Raw genomic sequence first — 20,532 nt, forward strand, 5'->3', positions numbered from 1 at the left:
AGGTTCACGACTATGTCCAAAAAAATTGCCGTGATTGGCGAATGCATGATTGAGCTGTCACAAAAAGGCGCGGAAGTCAGCCGCGGATTTGGTGGCGATACGTTAAACACCTCGGTTTACATTGCCCGTCAGGTTGCGCCTGAGGCACTCACCGTGAACTACGTCACCGCCCTCGGCACGGACAGCTTCAGCCAGCAGATGCTGGAAGCCTGGCAGAGTGAACATGTTGACACTTCGCTTATACAGCGTATGGAAAACCGCCTGCCTGGACTGTACTACATCGAAACTGACAGCACCGGCGAACGCACGTTTTATTACTGGCGTAACGAAGCCGCGGCCAAATTCTGGCTGGAGAGCGACGCCGCTGCGGCCATCTGCGAAGAGCTGGCGACGTTTGACTATCTCTATCTGAGCGGCATTAGCCTGGCGATTTTAAGCCCGGCCAGCCGCGAAAAGCTGCTCTCGCTGCTGCGCGAATGCCGCGCCAACGGCGGGAAGGTGATTTTTGATAACAACTACCGCCCGCGCCTGTGGGCCAGCCGCGAAGAGACACAGCAGGTTTATCAGCAGATGCTGCAGTGCACGGACATCGCCTTCCTGACGCTCGATGATGAAGACGCCCTGTGGGGTGAAAAGCCGGTTGAGGACGTGATTGCCTGCACGCAGGCGGCCGGCGTGAGCGAAGTGGTAATTAAGCGCGGCGCGGAGTCGTGCCTGGTCGCGATTGCGGGTGAAGCGGTGGTTGAGGTCCCTGCGGTGAAGCTGGCCAAAGAGAAAGTGATTGATACCACTGCGGCGGGGGATTCCTTCAGCGCGGGCTACCTGGCGGTACGCCTGACGGGGGGAACGCCGGAAGCGGCGGCACAGCGTGGGCACCTGACGGCCAGCACCGTGATTCAGTATCGCGGGGCGATTATTCCGCGCGAGGCGATGCCTGTTTAGTTTCCCCTAACCCTCTCCCCAAAGGGGAGAGGGCCAGCGTGAGGGGGTTACTGCCCCTGCGGGATATCCGACGCGTCCTGGTGTAGATCATCAGCCGTTGCAGCCTGCGCCGGCTGCGACGCGGTGGCCATAATGGAATCCCAGGTCTTCTGAAGTTCCTTCATGTCATATTCCGGCTCGCCTTTCGGCTGCAGAAGGATCAACGCCATATCCTGCGACAGCTGCTGACGTAAATCCTGATTCAGCATATTCACAGTCAGACCGTTCAGGAAGTCCTGACGCAGCTTCTGGTACTGCTCAGGCGCAATGTCGACAACCTGATTCTGCAGGGAGCGAATCCGCTGGCTGATCAGAATGTCGGTATCGGCGCGAGCGTAGGTGGCAAACAGTTTCTGCAGCTCCAGTTTTTTCTGGGCCAGCAGCGCGTTGAACTCCTCTTCAGAGAGCCCCTCTTTACGCACTTTTGCCAGCTCTTTCGCCACCACACCCAGGTTCGCATTCAGTTTATCGCCCGGCGATTCAACGTTAATGGCACATTGCGCACGCTGGAACAGCACGCGGCAGTCAAAGCCAAGGCCAATGTTCTTCACGTTGTTTTTGCTGAGCGTCTGCTGAACGTGCCAGAACAACGCTTCACGCGCCAGATCGGCACGCCAGTAGCGCAGCAGCGCCGCAGACTCGCGAATAGGCTGCCAGGCGTTATCCCACATCACGGAGAGCCTGTCCTGGCGCACGGTGTCCGTCATAATGCTGACAGGCTCGGCGCGCAGCGGAGAGAGCGTCGGGACAGGGGCTGGCGTTTCGCGTTTGCCCTTCAGATCGCCAAACGCTTTGTTGATCTGCTCAACCACCGCGCGGCTATCCACATTGCCGACGACGATCAGCGTCATCGCGTCCGGGGTGTACCATTTCTGGTAGAACGATTTTACCTGTTCGACGTCCACCGGCTGCTTCAGCGGCTCTGCCGGATCGTGCCCCAGCAATGTTGAGCCTTTCAGACGGTAACGCCACCAGCCCTCTTTGGTATCCGCAGGCCAGGTCGCCACCATGTCGCCGTTGCTCAACGCATAGTTCACGGTGTCCGGCGTAATCGCCAGGTTGCCAGAGGCATCGGAGAGATAGGTAAGGGCTTCTTTAAGCAGGTCGTTACGGTTATTTGGCAGGCTCAGGTTAAACATGGTGTAGTCATAGGAGACCACAGCCGGAGGAAGGGGACGTTTCGGATCGATGGCCTGTTGCCACAGCGAACGCACCTGTACTGCCTGCAAGCTGCCGCTCTGCGTGAGCGCCAGACGGGGAATAAAATGGCTAAAACCGGTTTGCTGAGTGCTTTCCGTAAGGGAGCCGGTATTTACGGACAGACGGATTTCAATACGATCGCTGGGACGCTGTGGAGTAGATAACACCTGCCACTGAAAACCGTTCGCTAACGTGCCTTGTTGCCAGGCCGGGTCTGGCTGGAGCGCATCTGCCTGCACATAACTGGCTGCTGCCATCATCAGCAAACCGCCGGTTAAGAGTCGAATTTTTGTGCCCTGCATGTGAACCCCTGATCAACATTCCTGGTTAAAAAGAGTGTCTCGCGACGCGCTGCACTCTAAAAGATGACGATGAAAACACGTCGATTAGACCGCGCGTTCGGCAAAACGTCACGGTCCGAAGTGAAATATACCCAAAAAAAATCTTGTCGAATTATGACAGGTATGAACAGTTATTATGCGCAGGAGCCCGCATCCCGACAAGGGAATGCGGGCAATTGTGACAAGATTAGGAGGTTAAACCAGGATTTTTGCTATCAGACGCGCGATTATTCAGCGTATCGTTGAGCTTCTTGTGATCCAGCTCTTTCACCCATTTCGCGACCACCACCGTGGCCACGCCATTACCCACCAGGTTGGTAAGAGCACGCGCCTCAGACATAAAGCGGTCAATACCAAGAATCAGTGCCAGACCCGCCACCGGCAGATGCCCCACCGCAGAAATGGTGGCCGCCAGCACGATAAAGCCGCTGCCCGTCACGCCCGCCGCCCCTTTAGACGACAGCAAGAGCACCACCAGCAGGGTGATTTGATGGAAAATATCCATATGGCTGTTGGTCGCCTGGGCGATAAACACGGCCGCCATCGTCAGGTATATCGAGGTACCGTCAAGGTTGAAGGAGTACCCCGTCGGGATCACCAGGCCGACCACCGATTTACGGCACCCCAGCTTTTCCATCTTGTCGAGCATACGCGGCAGCGCCGATTCTGAAGAGGAGGTCCCCAGAACAATCAGCAGCTCTTCACGGATGTAGCGGATGAATTTGAAAATGCTGAAGCCTGTCGCACGGGCGATGGAGCCCAGCACCACCACCACGAAAAGAATACAGGTGATGTAGAAGCAGATGATCAGCTGGCCCAGCTGCACCAGCGTGCCAACGCCATACTTGCCGATGGTGAAGGCCATCGCACCGAAGGCGCCGATCGGCGCCAGGCGCATGATCATATTGATGATGCCAAAGATGACCTGCGAGAAGCTTTCAATCACGTTGAAGATAAGCTGGCCCTTGCTGCCCAGACGGTGCAGGGCGAAGCCAAACATCACGGCAAACAGCAGCACCTGCAGAATGTTTCCGCTGGCGAAGGCGCCGATGACGCTGCCAGGGATGACGTCCAGCAGGAAGGCCACCACGCCCTGATCCTTCGCCTGTTCGGCATAGACCGCGACCGCTTTAGCATCCAGCGTAGAGGGATCAACGTTCATACCCGCGCCAGGCTGTACCACGTTGACGATGACCAGACCAATAATCAGCGCAAGGGTACTGACCACTTCAAAGTAGAGAAGCGCCACTGCACCGGTACGGCCCACCGCCTTCATGCTTTCCATGCCAGCGATGCCCGTTACCACCGTACAGAAGATCACCGGTGCGATGACCATTTTAATGAGCTTAACGAACGCGTCGCCAAGCGGTTTCATTTGCGCGCCCAGCTCCGGGTAATAGTGACCCAGCAGAATACCGATGGCGATGGCTGTCAGGACCTGGAAATAAAGACTTTTGAAGAGTGAGGTTTTCATAGGGTGTCCTTGGGAAGAAAAACCACAGGTTTTGTAAGGTTATGGTTAACCTGCGGCTCTAAAATAACACCCGTATAACAGGACAGAAATAAACCCGGTTCAAATTTGAAACACAAATGTTAAGAACTTTGAACTGGCTCGCACAAGCCAGCAACAAAATTACACTTTTGCGTTATGGTCAGCGCCAGAAAGGTATCGCTGCTCGAAGACATCCGGCGGCACCGCGGGGGCAAAAAGGTAGCCCTGGCCGCTCTCGACGCCCGCTTCTGCCAGCCAGACGCGTTGCGCTTCGGTTTCAATCCCCTCGGCAATAAGGTGCACCTTGAGGCTGCGCGCCATCTGGACGATGGCCTGCACCATGCTGCTGTCCTCCGGCAGCCCGTCGACAAACGATTTATCGATTTTGAGCACGTCCACCGGCAGGGCTTTCATGTGCTGAAGCTGGCGCAGCCCGGCGTACCCCATACCAAAATCGTCCAGCGCGATGCGAATGCCGGCATTGCGCAGCGGCTTCAGGATGGCCACCGCGTCGTTAGGATCGTCAATGCGCCGGCTCTCCGTCACTTCCAGCGTCAGCGTATCAGGCTTGATCCGGTAGCGGTGGATCAGCTCCAGCATCTCGGAGACCATCGTCGGATGCATAAGCTGCAGGGCAGACAAGTTGACCGACAGCGGCAGCGTTACGCCGCGCTCCTGCCAGGCGGCAAGCTGGCGGCAGGACTCCTCCAGTACCCAATAGCCAACGGTGACCATCAGGCCGCAGGATTCGATGCGCTCAATCAGCCCCTCCGGCAGCTCCCAGGAGCCATCCGGCTGCTGCAGGCGGAGCAGCGCCTCGGCGCTTTTCACTTCCCCCGTCTGTAGATTCACCTGCGGCTGTAGCCAGAGGGCGAACTGACGGTTATCCAGCGCGGTCAGGATATCGCTCTCTTCCGTCAGGCGCTGCTGCGCCTTTTCCATCTGCTCCGGGTCGAAGAACTGGATCTGATTTTTCCCTTTGCGCCGGGCGGTAAACGCCGCCGAGAACGCGCGGCGGTACAGCTGTTCCGCCGTTAAATCACCGTAGTACATGGCGATACCGATACTGGCGCTCGGACGAAGCTGGATGCCCTGCACGGGCAGCCGCTCATTTATGACAGTAAGTACTTGCTGACCTAATGTGATAGCGTGCCACGGCTCTTTCACGCCGTTGGCAATCACCACCAGGTCGTAACCGCTGACCTGTGTCAGTACCATGCGCGGAGCAAGGACAGACTTCACCTTTTCCACCAGCGTCAGCAGCAGCATTTCACGCTGGCTCTCCTTGAGCACGCCCGCCGTGTCCTGCAGGGTTTCACAGGCAATCACCATCAGCGCCGTGGTTTGCTGCCGCGCAACGGTCTGCTCCAGCATTGCCATCAGAAACGCTTTATTAGGTAGCTCCGACACCGGGAAGCGCGTGGCGCTGTTGTTTAGCTCATCCTGATGACGCTGGATGCGCTGCTGGTTGAGGTTGTAGCTGCGCACCAGCATACCGATCTCATCGTCCTGGTGCAGACGCGGCAGCTCAAGCTGGTGCCCCAGTTGATCCTGCGGCGAAAGCCCATTCAGCTCGCGGGCGATACGGCGCAGCGGGTGAACAATGAGGCGGTTTATACACCACGTCAGCGCTACGCTGATGATCAGGGTCATAAGTAAGCAAGTGGTCACTAACGTAACCACCCAACTCATGACGAATTTATACATCCGGTACGAGTCCGCCTGCAGAACCAGGTAGGCCAGTGGCTGCGGATTGGCAGGACGTTCCAGCGAATAGAGAGGCAGAGAAATTTGCACCGGCAGCTCAAACAGGCGCATCACCATCATCGGGACGGGACGCTCCGGGATAAAACTCATCCGCAACGCCTGGAACTGGTTGGGTAAGACGACATCGGCGCGGCTAACGACCCCGGCAGGCTGAATGCGCTTTAAGATGGTTTCCGCTTCGGGAATGTCCCCTTTCAGGATCGAGGCGGAGAGCGGGCCGCGCACCGAGCGGGCGATACTTTCTAACTGCGAAGCCGTGTTATAGCGATTCTGCTGTACGGAATGAAACAGCAAAATTACGCAGAAGAGCAGTACAAACAGCATAGTGACGGCAGAGACCATCGCCATTTGTTTGATCGTTAAGGAACGGCTGACACGCAAAATGACTCTCCACAAAACTCGAAGCGCAGGGCGCGCCAGGGTGTAAACCTGGCGCGCCTGAGTATACCCGATTGCCGCGCTATTAAGAGAGACTTACAAATGGATTAAGGAAAATCCGATTACCAGTCCGCATAAGGAATAAGCGGCTGCGGCGGTAAGTCCATATCGCCCTGCCAGCCTGCAGCAGAGTAGCGCACATAAATTAGCGCATGGCTTGGGGTGTAATCTTTCGCTTCCTGAATATCCACGCCCATACCCACAAACCAGTTGGAGGTGACCCGGCGTTCGATAATTGCCCGCGCGGTATAACCCGTCCCGGAGGAGGAGCTGCCGGTTTCCATCGCGCCACGGTCGGTATAGCGGCCTGGCTCATCGGTCGGGATCAGGCTCTGGATCGGGTAACGCAGCTCGTCTTTGGTTTTGGAGTGGGACCAGGACACCGAGCCACCCAGCTCCCAGGACCAGTTTTCCGTACGCTTACGCCAGGTCACCGGCAGCGCGAAGGAGACATACTCCTGCGGGCTGTAGTAGCCGCCCTGACCGAGGGAATAGCCGCTCAGATCCTTATCGTAGTGCCAGAGCATATTGGAGACCCCGACCGTCAGACGCTCGTTGTTTTTATTAATGAGCTTGTAGTAATAACCCGTCATCCAGCGGACGCGCCAGTTATCTTCCACATTTTTACCGGTCAGTGTTTCCGCGTTCAGGCTTGACCAGACGCCGTTCGCCTCGCCTTTGTCATAGCTGATGCTTACCCCGCCGCCCGTCGCGCGCACGCCGCCCCAGGTGGTGCCGGTATTGGTATCTTTTTGCCCGGCGAACGCCAGCAGAGAGCTGGAGATAGGCCGGCGATGGGCGTTGACGGTGTAGCCGATGGGGCCTAAATCGCTGCTGTAGCTGATACCGCCCACCACGTCGACGACGTCAAAGCCCATTGGCGTGGTACCAATATCCATCGCCCAGGTTTTATTCTGCCAGCCAACGGCGACGCTGGCGCCGCTGTCGCTCTGGCTGGTGTTGCCGCTACACGGCGTGTCGTAGCAGGTTCCCCATTTAGGGTCGTAGGTTCCGTTATTGTTATCAAAGGTGCCAGCGTCCATGTTGACCAGATCGCTTCTGAAGAACATGCGCCCGTCAGAGAGTGGGGCGTCCACCTGGAGCATGGTGGTATGCGCTTTCAGGTCGGAATAGCCGCCCGTGCCGCTGGAGCCCCAGTAGTCGTGCTGCAGCGTGACGTTAACATCCTGCTGCCGGTACAAATCACCGGCGTCACTGCGCACGCCGCGCTTCAGCCAGTCATCTTTTTCATCGTTACGCGTCAGACGGGTGAAACTGTCATTGTCCACCGGACGCGTCGTGGTGATACCGGACGACACCATCGCATCTTTATACGTCTCCAGCGCATGCTGCGGCTGGCCGTTTTGCGTCTGGAAGCGGGCAGCATCACGCAGCACCAGCGCGCTTTCCATGGAGGCGGGCTGCGATTTGGCCTGCGGAATGATTTTGCTAAAGGTCTGTTCTGCGGCAGCGGAATCGCCCAGACCTGCCTGCGCCATCGCGATCCGGCGCTGCATATTGAGCGACAGCGGCTGGCCGTTTTGCGCGGCGGGCAGTTTCGCGAGCTCCGCACGGGCGGCATCTTTGTTACCTTCCGCGCTGTAAATTTCGGTCAGACCGAGGATCGCGTCTTCGTTCTGCGGCTCACGCTGCAGGACGGCGCTGTACGTCGTTTTCGCCGCGTTCAGATCGCCACGCTGCTGCGCCCAGTCCGCCAGCGTCAGGTCGATGCGGGTGGAGGCAGGCTGCTGACGCAGAAGATTTTCCGCCTCCTGCTCTTTGCCGCTGTCGCGCAGGCGGTTGGCGGTTTCCAGCACCTGATTGCTTTGCAGACGGTCGGCAAGCTCCTGAATATTGCCGTTCCACTGGCTGCGCGGCAGGGTATTCAGATGCGCCAGCGCGGCCCGGTCCTGATCGTTTCCGGACAGGTAGAGCCCGTTGGCATACACCTGCTCCGGGTCAGACGGTTTCTGGCTGGCAAGCTGGCGCATCAGGGTATCCGCCTGGCTGCGCTGGCCCGCGCTGTAGAGATCGCGCGAGAGACGATACGTTATCCAGACGTCACCGGGCGAGAGTGCCAGACGGCGACGCTGAATTTCTGCCGCCTGAGCGTATTTCCCCTGACTCTCCAGCTGTTCTGCCTGGGCGGAAAGCTGCTCGTTAGTCAGGCTACGCTCAATATCATCAATACTCCGGCGCTGGCTGGCAGAGAGCGACTGGATAAACTGCGAGGCTTTCTCCGGGGACTGCGCGCGGTAAACATTGGCAAGGCCGCGAACCGCATTGCTGTTGCTGCTGTCCATACGTAACGCCTGGCGGTAATAACGCTCCGCCGCGTCGTTATCTTTACGCGCCGCAGCGGCATCTCCCAGCCCCAGCACCGCATAGCTGTCGGTATTGTCGACGTTGCGCGCCTGCTGATAGTAACGCTCCGCCTGCGCCGGGTTATTTGCCTTCAGCGCCGCATCCCCCTGCTGGATCAGCAGCCAGTAGCGGTTAACCTTCAGCAAGCTGTCCCATTTCCCGCGGTTATCGCTCTGCGGATCGAGGGCAATCGCCTTTTCAAACTGTGCCACCGCGCGGGCGCGGTCGCCTTTCTGGGAATAGGCCTGCCCAAGGGCACCCACCGCTTCACTGTCGGCATGGTTGGCGCTGACGGCTTTTTGCAGCTCCGCCACCGCCTTACTTCCCTGCCCGGCATCCACTGCCGCCAGCCCTTCCGCTTTCGCGCGGAACGCCGGGTCAGCGAGCTGCTTTTGCTGCGCCTCAAGCTGGGCGCGCGCCGCCGCGACGCTATCGCCGTCGCTGAAGACGGTCAGGTATTTTTGCAGCGCGGTGACGCTGGCGCTGCTGGCAGGCTGGTCCTTGATCTGCTCATACCACATGTCAGAGGCCTGGCCGCGGCCGCCGGTGGATTTAGCCATCTCCTGCAGCACCGCAAAGCCTTCATCACGGCGTCCGCTCTGGAACAGAAGCTGGGCCAGCGTCGTCTGGAGCTGGGTATTCCCGGGGCTGCTGCTGTTTATTTTTTTCAGCTGGTTGATGGCCGAAGCGCGACGGGCAGGATCTTTCGCCACCACATTCCAGTATTCTGTCGCCACGTCGCCGCCCGGCGGGTTGCCGTCAAAGAGCTTGTCATAGGCGGCAATCGCCTCCTGCGTGTGCCCTGTCGTAGCGAGTAAGCGCGCCTGCTGAAGCTGCTGGCGGCCATCCGGGGTGGAAAGCAGCATGGTATTGCGTGAGGACTGGTACGCGCCGGAGTCAGGGGCGATCCCCTTCAGGCGGTCCAGCTCTTTTTGCGCTCCGGCGTTATCGCCCTGGCGCAGCAGGTAGCGAAAGCGGGCGGCAATGACGTCAGGGTTGTTCGGATCGATCAGCTCAAGACGGTAGAGCGACTGACGAACCAAATCCTCGCGATGGGTCGATTCGCCCAGCCGAACCTGCTCCAGCAGCTGTTTCTGCTGCGGAGAGTTAACGGCCTGCGCCAGCGGCATCAGTGCCAGCCCAAGCGATAGAGTGAGTAGATTTACTGTGAACTTGCGCATTCCTGGCCCCAATCCGGTATTAATTCACCCTTAGCGGTGAAGCGAAAACGATGCTGATCCCATCCCTGACCAAAAAGAGTCAATACATAGCTGTAGTAGGCATTGTTATCGGGAAAATGATCTGCCACGCGCTGGCGCTGAACCGCCTGGGCATCGCGCTCCTGTAAAAACGGCAGCATCGCGGCAGAGAACCCGACCGGGCCATTGCCGGTGTGTTTACCCGTCGCCACATCCACTTTCTCCGGCGGCACGCCCTGTTTGATTGTCTTTGCCGCCATCGGCTGGAAGCGCGTCAGCAGCCGGGCTTTTTGAGGATCTTTATCGCTCATCATGCCCACCCAAAGATAGACACGGATGGCGTCATAGCCCCCTTCCAGCGTTTTATCCTGCTGTAGCTGCCAGCCTTTGTTTTTCTGATACTGCACCCAGTTCGGCGAGAATCCCTTCGGCGCGCTTTCCAGCAGCAGCCGCAGATTGGTTTCACGCAGCGTGGTCCACGGGGCACCGTAGCGGGTGAAATAGCTCGCTAACTGTGGAGGAAGGTAGCTGGGGTTAAAGCGCCAGGCGTTTTCTTCGGCAAAACCGACTTTACCGGGAAGCAGCATTGAGCCGAGCCCCGGCACTTTCACCACTTCCTCGCTGGCAATGCGTTTTAGCAGTGCCTTGCCCGTTTGGGTATAGTCCGGGTCTTTCCATAACCGGCCCGCTTCGAGCAGCGACCAGGCAATCCAGACATCGGCATCTGAGGCGGAGTTGGTATCAATCACCCCCCAGTTTTCTTTGTCTTTCTGTCCCCAGAGCCAGGCGGGCAGACGATCGTTGAGATTGCCGCTGGCGAGGTTATCTCGCGTCCACGTCAGCAGCTGGTCAAACGCCTTGCGATCGTTAGCGGCCAGGGCAAAGAACAACGCATAGCTTTGCCCTTCCGACGTTGTAATTTTGCGCGTGTCGCTCGGATCGATGACGCGCCCGCCCTCGCTGATGTAATCCTTTTTAAACTGCTCCCAGGCAGGCCAGGTACAGGCGGCGCGAAGAGGGATCGCCGCCAGCATCAACGCTGCGACTACACACCAGCGAAAGGCTTTCATCACGTCTTACTCATCCGGGTTAAGGCGACGACGGCTGATGATGCGCAGCAGACGCCACAGCACCCATGCCAGCAAGACCACGCTGACCGCAGCCAGGATGGCGAGCAGAACCGGATGGTTCGACAGCGCATACCACAGGCGCTCGAACCACGGCAGATGGCCGACGTAATACACATCACCCACGCGCAGGCTGTTAACGCCGGACTCGCGGATCACCGACACAGAACCAAACATCGCGGCACGTTTGCCGCTGTCGTTCATCGCGGTATTCAGCAGTTCATAGCCACGCGGGCTGTCCGCCAGCAGGGCTATCACGCTACGCTGATCGTTGTAAGGAGACTGGAAGCCCACCACCGCAGCCATCGCCCCCTGAGAGGTTACGGCTGTCTGCGCGCTGGCCTTACGGTCGTTCACGTCCGGCATAATGCTTGGGAACTCGGTCTGGCGAAGCGGCGTGTTAACCCACGACTCGGTGGCTTTCACCAGCAGGTCGATACGTTTTTCATCCTTCAGCTTGTCCGGGATGGAGCCGATCACCATGATATCCGCATCTTTGTTCTGGATCTGACTACCATCGTCCGTCAACGTGACGTTAACTGCCGGTAATCCGGTTTGCGCGCCTACGGTTGCCATGGTGTCGAGCAGGGTCGTCACCTGACCTTCGTTTGGCGCTTTTGGCATCACCACAATGGATTGAGAGAGATCGGCCATGCGGCTGAACGGGAAACCCGCGTTAGCAAAGGCACGCAGATCCGGCATCGCCAGGAAATGGTAGTACTTCGAGAAGTCGATGGTCGACTCATCGCCGATCACAACGTGGTTTTGTACCGGCTGGAAGGTGATGCAGTTATCCACCGAACCGCCAGGCATCGGGTTCATGTACTGGAAATCAAAACGCAGCTGGTTGATCGCGCCAAGCTTCAGCGCCGGAATAGAGACGTCCGTTTTACCGTCCAGCAGCCCCTGCAGCACCGGCAGGCGGAGCATCAGACGGTTAGTGTCCTGGGTACTTTGCAGGCTGAACGATTGCAGGAACTGGTTGTTCAGGCTGATATCCATGCGCGAGCTGTCTTTCGTCGCCGGCGCGGTATAGCGGTAGTTGAGATTGATATCAATGCCGTTGGTGCGCAGCAGGTACAGATCCGGCGGCAGGTTCAGCGACAGGCTAATCGGCGATGGCTCCAGCCCGGACGCCTGCAGCTGCTCTTCATAGGTTTTTAGTTCACCAAACGTCACGGCGCGGTCGGTACGCACCCAGTTTGGCGCATCATAAGGTTTACGCGCCAGCAGCGGCTTAACTTCGTCCACCACCACGCTGTTGCCGCGGAAAAGGACGTTGCCCTGAGCAATCGCCTTCGCGGCCTGGACCAGATCTTTATCATCACGACCAAAGACCACCAGCAGCTTCACGTACGGGTTATCCGGGTGGCTTACCATTTCAATGGTTGGCGCTTTGACTTCCGGGTGGTCGCGCAGGAAGCCCGGACGCTTCGCGTTGGTTGCAAAGACAATCGCGTTCCTGTCCGGCATTTTGTCATACATCACCGGGAAGTTCTGACCGCGCCAGCCGGAGCGGGAGCCAAACCAGGAGGCCACAATGGTCGCCGCCAGCTGCTCGGTCACGTCAGGGGACGATGCAAACACCATCGGCAGCGTGAGCGGACGGTTATCACGCGGGTCGAAGAACGGAACCGGGAACGCCGACAGATCGTTTTTCAGCGCCAGCGGCTGGTAGGTCATCTGCAGCGAGGAGTTACGCCCGACGTCCAGCCACAGCGTGTTGCTGGCGGGGTTTTCGCAGACATCGCGGTAGTGACCAACAAACTCCAGACGGATACGGTTAAAGTCGGTGATGAAGAGCGGGTTAATCGGCACCTGCGCCTGTGTTTTCTTACCCAGCTGCTCTTTGGTCACCGGCAGAACGTCCATCAGTTCATCGTTCAGGTAGACCTTCAGCTGAGACTGCGTCGGCAGCAGGGATGGCGACGGGGTGTATTCAAGGTTCAGTACCGCATTTGAAACAACCTCATCGCTGCGCATACCAAATTCAATGCTGCCGTTAGGGTTGACGCCGCGCAGCACCATGCTGCCCGGCGGCGGCGCAATTTGCGCGAAGGTCAGCTTCACGTCCCGCGACGGCACATTATCTGCGACAACGGGCGCGTTAGCCCCCCGCACGCCCGGCATCACCTGCCCGATGACCGGATTCTCGGCCGGCAGGGTGTTCCCCTCCGTTGGCTGGTTCGGAATGATGTTTTCTGTTTGACCGGGTGCCGCCGTAACAACCGGATCGGTTGCCTGCGCGACGACAGGGACCGTCGGCGCAGGCGTCGCCGCTGCGTTACCGGGTGCTGCGTTAGCCATTGTTGCGGGAAGTGCACTCACTCCCATTGCCACTGCACATAACCAGGAAAGTTTTGTTTTCATCGCGTTATCATCATTGTTGAGCCATAACCGGGTCCGCCTGCTTCGTCTCATCCCGCTCGGGACGACGAGGAATGAACGACACGACCCAGGAAACCAGCGAAGTAAGTGACCGGAAAATTAATTTCACCGACGACGGGGCAAATTCTGCAAGGTGACGATAGCCACGGAACCCCAGCTTCAGAATATCCAGCAGGCTTTCCAGAGGTTTATCTTCCGGGAAGCTGTCCTGCCAGAGAGCCCATGTATCCGCACGGGCAAACGTACACTGCACAAAATCAATGTGTTGCTTTTTGGTCAACGGCATCAGCTGCAGACCCACTTCACTGCCTGCCACACGCACAACCTGCGTCGGGAAGACATACTCCTGCTGACCGCGCTTAAGCAGCAGGTTAACCTTCTGCCCTTCCAGCACTTTCGCCTGGCCGTTGATTTTGATCCCCAGGCCACCGTCAGAGAAGTCGTGCACCGTACAGGAGAAGAGGTGACCATCTTCACGGGCGATCGCCGCAGGCATGCAGATTTCAACGCGATGCGCGCGACGAACCTGTTTACTCTCTACCGACACCGCCACCGCGCCGCCGAGGATAATCAGGTTGTAGAACACCCAGGCCATACTGACAAAGACGGTCAGGATTTCGTTTTCCGGGCCGTAGAAGTAGCGCCAGATACCGGCGATCACGCCGACAATATTCAGCAGCACGAGGAAGATATACGGGCGGGAGATCACCCAGTCGACGTACTCTTCTTCCACCAGACCGCCCTTCGCGGTGACGTTGAATTTCCCTTTGTGCGGGTTAATCAGCGCGACCATCGTCGGCGGCGCGATGTACCACGCCAGCACCGTTTCGTAGATTTCACTCCAGAAGGAGTGCCGGTATTTGCCCTGAATCTTCGAGTTCGTCAGGCTCGCGTGGATCATGTGCGGCAGAACGAACAGCGCAATCATCAGCGCGGGGGCGTAAATGATATAGGCGTGAAGGAGCAGGAACGCCAGCGGCGCGGTCAGGAAGATCAGCCGCGGGATGCCGGACAAGAAGTGGAACATGGCGTTGACGTAGCAGAGACGTTGCGCCAGCTTGAGCCCTTTGCCTATCAGCGGGTTATCGAGGCGGAAAATCTGCACCATGCCGCGCGCCCAGCGAATACGCTGACCAATGTGCGCGGAGAGTGATTCCGTCGCCAGACCGGCGGCCTGAGGAATACGCATGTAGGCAGAGGTATAGCCGCGGCGGTGCAGGCGCAACGAGGTATGCGCATCTTCCGTTACCGTTTCAACGGCAATTCCGCCGATTTCATCCAGCGGCTTACGGCGGATAACCGCGCAGGAGCCGCAGAAGAAGGTGGCATCCCACATGTCGTTCCCGTCCTGCACCAGCCCATAGAACAGCGTGCCTTCGTTCGGGGTTTTGCGGAAGCGGCCAAGGTTACGTTCAAACGGGTCCGGCGAGAAGAAGTGGTGCGGCGTCTGCATCATCGCCAGCTCTTTCTCTTTCAGGAACCAGCCCATGGTCATCTGCAGGAACGAGCGCGTCGGCACGTGGTCACAGTCAAAAATCGAGACGAACTCCCCGGAGGCATACTTCAGGGCGTTGTTGATGTTCCCGGCCTTCGCGTGCTCGTGAGTCGGGCGGGCGATGTACTCAACGCCGACCTCTTCCGCAAACTGGCGAAACGCCGGACGGTTGCCGTCATCCAGGATCCAGACTTTGAGCTTATCTTTCGGCCAGTCGATGCCCAGCGCGGCATAGATGGTGTTTTTCACCACGCTCAGGTCTTCGTTGTAGGTCGGGACGAAGAGATCGACGGTCGGCCACTGCGTGGTGTCTTTAGGCAGCGGAACCGGCTGGCGGTTGAGCGGCCAGATCACCTGGAAATAGCCTAGCACCAGCACAATCCACGCGTAGGTCTCAGCAAACAGCAGCACCAGACCGCACACCAGGCTGACCGGGTCGTCCCAGTTCAGCGTTGAGGTGTAACGCCACCAGATGTAGCGGCAGGAAACCGTCAACGACAGCACAATCAGCATCAGCGCCGAGAAACGGCCCGGAATACGACGAACCAGCAACGCCACGCCCCACAGCAGGATCAGGAAGATGAACTGCGCCAGCGGGTTGAAAGGTTGCGTAATACAGACCAGCGCCAGAATGAGCGAGAACACGACAATCACGCCGAGAATAAAACGCCGCAAGCCTGGGTGGAGATGCCCAAGCTCTTTATGATTATCCAGATGGCTGGTCTTATCGCTGACGCTAGCGGGCAGTTTATCCAGCCACTGGTGATAGCGTTCACGTAACTGCTGTACGCGGGAATAGCTGCGCCAGTGCGGCGTTATTTTCTCCGTTCGGGATGACGATATTGCCAGCCAGACGGCCTGAATAAGATAGCGCGCCGGGTCCAAAGGCCGTGGTCGGTCGGGGTTAATGTGTGGGTATAATTCGCCGTGACGCGCACGGATGCGCTGCCAGCGCGGGTGCTCGAGTGGAATGAACGTCCAGGCCAGAATCAGCCAGAAACAGCCGAGTGCGGCGCTGAATGCCGGAGCACCATGCCGGCGAAAGTGCCGGTAATGGTCGCTCAAACGCGAACTGACCGGCGGGATAAGAAGCCAGCTGGCGAGTCGACTCATACCGAACTCCCAGCAGGCTCCGCCTTGCTGGCGAAGTTCAGCAGACACCAGTTCGCCAGCGTCAGGATCTCTTCTGCTGCCAGCGAGTCGCTGCGGTATTCGCCCAGCGGCTGCTTGGAGGCGAGGCATTCCGCCATCCCCTCATCCCGATGAATCACAATGGGAAGCAGGCGTCTCTGGCTTTGCAGCCACACCTGATAGAGGTCGTCCTGGATTTGGCTACCGATACGTAAATCGTTAATCAGGAGATGCGCGTTCTGTGGCAGTCCCTGCTGATGCAGGCGAATATGGCAGTTCGCATCGACGTTCACCACGGAAAGTACATGATCGCACTGGGCGATGAGCTGCCGGGTCAGCGTCCCGGCGCCGTGCGGCAGATCCAGCAGGATCCACTGGTAGTGCCCCTTTTCTTTCAGGCTCTGCAGCGCAAGCGTGAACTGCGAAAACAGACGCTGATAGGCGGCTTCATTCTCGCGTTCTGTGGTGGTCAGTTGGCCAAAAGGCAGTAAATCCAGCTGGGAGGTATAGCGTAGCCCCGCATCCCGCCAGTCTTTGTCATCAAGCAGCGCGCGGGCCCAGCCCTCTTCGCGAGTGAAATCGACGTTGAACGACATACGCAGCAAATTATCGGCGCAGGCGTCAATCACCAGCACCGATTCACCTAAAAGCTGTAATGACCACGCCAGCGCCGCGGTAACAGATGTGGTACCCACACCGCCACGGACGCCCTGTAATCCGAGTATGGCCATCAATGGCTCCCTTAATGTTGATGGGCGAATTCAGCTAATAACGGCCAGCGTTTAATAGCAGCAGCCAACTGTTCCCGCTGGGAAATATCGGTGTAATCTATTTCAGGTAGAGAAAAGGCCTGCGCCAGCGCCAGAAAATCGTTTTGGAATGTGTAACCCAGAGTCGAGTCGACTGGGGTTGCAGGTTCGTTATTATCCATTCTTATTCCATCCCTTTGAGGAAAATCGCACGCTCGGAAGTTGCGGGGCATCCTGCCCTGACAAATTTCATTTACATGCTAAATCTGATGTTCTTTAATTTCAATGTTAGGTTTATTTCTACGCTTTCGCTAGTAAACTGAGATACAGGCAAATTAGACGAAAAGAGGGACATCGTGGACTCCATATTTTCTATTGGCATCCAGTCATTATGGGACGAATTGAGCCACATGCCAGTCGGTGGAGTCTGGTGGATTAATACGGATCGTAATGAAGACGCTATCAGCCTGGTAAACCAGACAATTGCCGCTCAGGATAAGGATTCCCGCGTGGCCGTCATTAGCATGGGCGAAGAGCCGAAGAAAATAATTACGCTCGAAAGCGACAGCGGCCCCCAGAAAGTACGTTTGTTTTCTATGTCAGCGGAAGCGGATAGTCTATACTTTTTGTCCCGCGACGTTCAGTGCTCTATAGATCCGGATCACTATTTAGTGATTCTTAAATGTGCAAATAACATACTGCAAAATATTCCTGCTGAAAAACTGCTGTCGTGGCTGGAAAAAATCAATAAATGGGCAAAGTTTCAAAATTGCACGCTATTGGTCGTCAACCCCGGCAGTAATAATGACAAGCTGTTCTCACTTTTGATGGGCGAATATCGCTCCCTGTTCGGACTGGCAAGTCTTCGTGACCAGGCAGGCAGCTATCTCTACGATATTGCCTTCTGGTGCAATGAAAAGGGCGTGAGCGCCAGGCAACAGCTGACTCTTAAACATATTGAGGGGAAATGGCACCTGGCACAGCAGGAAGAAACCGTGGTGCAGCCGCGCAGCGATGAAAAGCGCATCCTGAGCCATATTGCGGTTTTAGAGGGCGCGCCCGCGCTTTCGGAAAACTGGTCACTGTTTGAGTCTAACGAAGCGCTTTTTCATGAAGCCCGCACCACCCAGGCAGCCACCCTCGTTTTCTCGTTGATGCAGAATAATCAGATTGAAACGCTGGCGAGACAAATTCACACCCTGCGCCGCCAGCGCGGCAGCGCGTTAAAAATTGTGGTGCGCGAAAATAATACCAGCCTGCGCGCTACCGATGAGCGTCTGCTTCTGGGCTGCGGGGCAAATATGGTTATCCCCTGGAATGCGCCACTGTCACGCTGCCTGACGCTTATTGAAAGCGTTCAGGGTCAGCAGTTCAGCCGCCATGTCCCGGAAGATATCTCCACGCTGCTCTCCATGACCCAGCCGATGAAGCTGCGTGGCTACCAGAAATGGGATACGTTCTGCGATGCCGTCGGCAACATGATGAGCAACACGTTACTTCCGGCGGACGGGAAAGGGGTTATGGTTGCCCTGCGGCCGGTCCCGGGCATTCGCGTTGAGCAGGCGCTCACCCTGTGTCGCCCGAACCGTACAGGGGACATCATGACCATTGGCGACAATCGCCTGGTGCTGTTTTTGTCGTTTTGCCGGGTCAACGATCTTGATACCGCGCTTAACCACATCTTCCCCCTGCCTACCGGGGATATTTTCTCGAACCGTATGATTTGGTTCGAAGATAATGCTATCAGCGCAGAGCTGGTGCAAATGCGCGCTCTCCAGCCTGAACAATGGGTTAAACCGCTCGCAATCACGAGCGATGTAAAACCGCTCCTCAATGCCAGACATGACGGACATGTCTGGCGTCGGGTTCCGGAACCCCTTCGCTTATTAACTGAGAACGGGGAGAACGCATCATCATGAATATCAGCGATATCATCCAACTGGTCGTATTCTGCGCGCTGATCTTTTTCCCGCTTGGCTACTATGCACGCCATTCCATACGCCGTATCCGTGATACGGCCAGAGTGATGTTTGTAAAACCTCGCTATGTAAAACCAGCCGGAACACTGACACGGGCATCACACGTCAAGGCAGACCGTAAACATGACTAATTCTTCCTATACCGCTTCGTCACCCTCGCCGCTCTGGCAATACTGGCGCGGCCTTTCCGGCTGGAACTTCTACTTTCTGGTGAAGTTTGGCCTGCTTTGGGCAGGTTATCTGAATTTCCATCCCCTGCTTAACCTGGTGTTTATGGCCTTCCTGCTGATGCCTCTGCCGAACATCAGGCTGCATCGTTTACGCCATTGGGTGGCCATCCCCATCGGCTTTGCGCTGTTCTGGCACGATACCTGGCTGCCTGGTCCGGAAAGCATAATGAGCCAGGGATCGCAGGTCGCGGGCTTCAGCGCAGACTATATGCTTGACCTGGTTGAGCGTTTCATTAACTGGCAGATGATTGGCGCCGTCTTTGTCCTGCTGGTTGCCTGGCTGTTCCTGTCTCAGTGGATCCGCGTCACGGTGTTTGTCGTCGCCATTATGATCTGGCTTAACGTGCTGACGCTGGCGGGGCCAAGCTTTTCCCTGTGGCCTGCCGGCCAGCCGACGACAACGGTGACCACGACGGGAGGAAGCGCAGCGGCTACCGTTACAACGGCAGGCGATACGCCGGTGGTGGGCGATATTCCAACGCAGACTGCACCGCCGACCTCCACCAATCTTAATGCCTGGCTCTCCAGCTTCTATACCGCTGAAGATAAGCGACAGACGAAATTCCCGGATGCGCTGCCAGCCGATGCGCAGCCGTTTGAGCTGCTGGTGATTAACATCTGTTCCCTCTCCTGGGCCGACGTGGATGCCGCCGGTTTGATGTCTCACCCGCTGTGGTCCCATTTCGACATCCAGTTTAAAGATTTTAACTCTGCCACCTCATACAGCGGCCCGGCGGCAATCCGCCTGCTGCGAGCAAGCTGCGGTCAGGCATCGCATAAAAACCTGTATCAGCCCGCTGGCAACCAGTGTTATTTATTCGATAATCTCGCGAAGCTGGGCTTTACGCAGCACCTGATGCTGGGGCATAACGGTCAGTTCGGTAACTTCCTGAAAGAGGTACGTGAACAGGGTGGCATGCAGGCGCCACTGATGGATCAAACCGGTCTTCCCGTTACGCTGCTGGGCTTCGATGGCTCGCCGGTTTATGACGATACCGCCGTGCTGCAGCGCTGGCTGCAGACCATCGAAAAAGACAGTAATCCGCGCAGTGCAACGTTCTATAACACCCTGCCGCTTCACGACGGTAACCACTTCCCGGGGGTGAGTAAAACGGCGGATTACAAAGTGCGGGCGCAGAAATTCTTCGACGAGCTGGACGCGTTCTTCACGGAGCTGGAAAAATCTGGCCGTAAAGTGATGGTGGTCGTGGTACCTGAGCACGGTGGCGCGCTGAAAGGCGACAGAATGCAGGTATCCGGTCTGCGCGATATCCCAAGCCCGTCCATTACCAACGTGCCTGCAGGCATTAAATTCTTTGGTATGAAGGCACCGCACCAGGGCGCACCAATTGAGATTACCCAGCCAAGCAGCTATCTGGCGATTTCAGAACTGGTTGCCCGCGCCGTTGACGGGAAGCTGTTTGTGGAAGATAGCGTGAACTGGGATCAGCTCACCAGCAACCTGCCGCAAACGGCTGAAGTCTCCGAGAACGCCAACGCGGTGGTGATTCAGTATCAGAACAAACCGTACGTTCGCCTGAACGGCGGGGACTGGGTACCGTATCCGCAGTAACTGATTTCCCCCTCTTCCCACAGGGGAGAGGGGATAGTCAGTGCGTCATTATTGCGCTGAAATCCACACCCGCATTTT

General features: G+C 57.4%; 13 protein-coding genes. 4 read left to right on the forward strand and 9 right to left on the reverse strand.

The annotated features are described in order from the left end of the window. Positions 1 to 12: 12 nt before the first annotated feature. A complete protein-coding gene (gene kdgK / locus OKF39_RS22240) occupies positions 13 to 942 on the forward strand; it encodes a 2-dehydro-3-deoxygluconokinase (protein ID WP_479983361.1) in 930 nt (309 codons plus the stop codon). 47 nt (positions 943 to 989) lie between these two features. Here the strand turns inward: kdgK and OKF39_RS22245 are convergent, their stop codons facing one another. The 9 genes from OKF39_RS22245 to bcsR all read right to left on the reverse strand — a co-directional run bounded on the left by OKF39_RS22245 (position 990) and on the right by bcsR (position 16,854). Further along, the gene (locus OKF39_RS22245; protein WP_041911852.1) at positions 990 to 2,483 is read right to left on the reverse strand and encodes a M16 family metallopeptidase; all 1,494 of its coding nucleotides are present in this window, start codon (positions 2,481 to 2,483) and stop codon (positions 990 to 992) included. 226 nt (positions 2,484 to 2,709) lie between these two features. Then, entirely contained in the window at positions 2,710 to 3,996 is a 1,287-nt protein-coding gene (locus tag OKF39_RS22250; RefSeq protein WP_028014754.1) for a dicarboxylate/amino acid:cation symporter, read from the reverse strand. A gap of 159 nt (positions 3,997 to 4,155) precedes the next feature. Then, positions 4,156 to 6,162, reverse strand: coding sequence for a biofilm formation regulator HmsP (hmsP, locus tag OKF39_RS22255; protein ID WP_028014755.1), 2,007 nt, complete (start codon positions 6,160 to 6,162; stop codon positions 4,156 to 4,158). 119 nt (positions 6,163 to 6,281) lie between these two features. Further along, on the reverse strand, positions 6,282 to 9,764 hold the full coding sequence (gene bcsC, locus OKF39_RS22260) for a cellulose synthase complex outer membrane protein BcsC (protein ID WP_479983362.1): 3,483 nt from the start codon (positions 9,762 to 9,764) through the stop codon (positions 6,282 to 6,284). Further along, positions 9,746 to 10,852, reverse strand: a complete 1,107-nt coding sequence (bcsZ, locus tag OKF39_RS22265) for a cellulose synthase complex periplasmic endoglucanase BcsZ (RefSeq protein ID WP_219260628.1) — start codon at positions 10,850 to 10,852, stop codon at positions 9,746 to 9,748. Before bcsZ ends, bcsC begins: the two co-directional genes overlap by 19 nt. A 6-nt stretch (positions 10,853 to 10,858) precedes the next feature. Further along, a complete protein-coding gene (gene bcsB / locus OKF39_RS22270; protein ID WP_479983363.1) occupies positions 10,859 to 13,279 on the reverse strand; it encodes a cellulose biosynthesis cyclic di-GMP-binding regulatory protein BcsB in 2,421 nt (806 codons plus the stop codon). Between the two features lie 10 nt (positions 13,280 to 13,289). Beyond that, positions 13,290 to 15,905 carry a UDP-forming cellulose synthase catalytic subunit gene (gene bcsA, locus OKF39_RS22275; RefSeq protein WP_028014759.1) on the reverse strand — a complete coding sequence of 872 codons (2,616 nt, stop codon included), beginning with the start codon at positions 15,903 to 15,905 and terminating at the stop codon, positions 13,290 to 13,292. Beyond that, on the reverse strand, positions 15,902 to 16,654 hold the full coding sequence (gene bcsQ / locus OKF39_RS22280; protein ID WP_028014760.1) for a cellulose biosynthesis protein BcsQ: 753 nt from the start codon (positions 16,652 to 16,654) through the stop codon (positions 15,902 to 15,904). Before bcsQ ends, bcsA begins: the two co-directional genes overlap by 4 nt. 11 nt (positions 16,655 to 16,665) lie before the next feature. Further along, the gene (gene bcsR, locus OKF39_RS22285; RefSeq protein WP_028014761.1) at positions 16,666 to 16,854 is read right to left on the reverse strand and encodes a cellulose biosynthesis protein BcsR; all 189 of its coding nucleotides are present in this window, start codon (positions 16,852 to 16,854) and stop codon (positions 16,666 to 16,668) included. A gap of 174 nt (positions 16,855 to 17,028) precedes the next feature. Here bcsR and bcsE point away from each other — a divergent pair, with 174 nt between their 5' ends. From bcsE to bcsG, 3 genes are read left to right on the forward strand one after another with little or no spacing between them, the layout of a single operon-like run. Next, on the forward strand, positions 17,029 to 18,591 hold the full coding sequence (gene bcsE / locus OKF39_RS22290) for a cellulose biosynthesis c-di-GMP-binding protein BcsE (RefSeq protein ID WP_063438457.1): 1,563 nt from the start codon (positions 17,029 to 17,031) through the stop codon (positions 18,589 to 18,591). Continuing rightward, entirely contained in the window at positions 18,588 to 18,782 is a 195-nt protein-coding gene (bcsF, locus tag OKF39_RS22295; protein WP_072201618.1) for a cellulose biosynthesis protein BcsF, read from the forward strand. The genes bcsE and bcsF overlap by 4 nt, the downstream gene beginning before the upstream one ends. Further along, on the forward strand, positions 18,775 to 20,454 hold the full coding sequence (gene bcsG / locus OKF39_RS22300; RefSeq protein ID WP_028014764.1) for a cellulose biosynthesis protein BcsG: 1,680 nt from the start codon (positions 18,775 to 18,777) through the stop codon (positions 20,452 to 20,454). Before bcsF ends, bcsG begins: the two co-directional genes overlap by 8 nt. Positions 20,455 to 20,532: the final 78 nt, after the last annotated feature.

This window comes from Enterobacter cloacae complex sp. HYC042_NIDB (assembly GCF_056673315.1).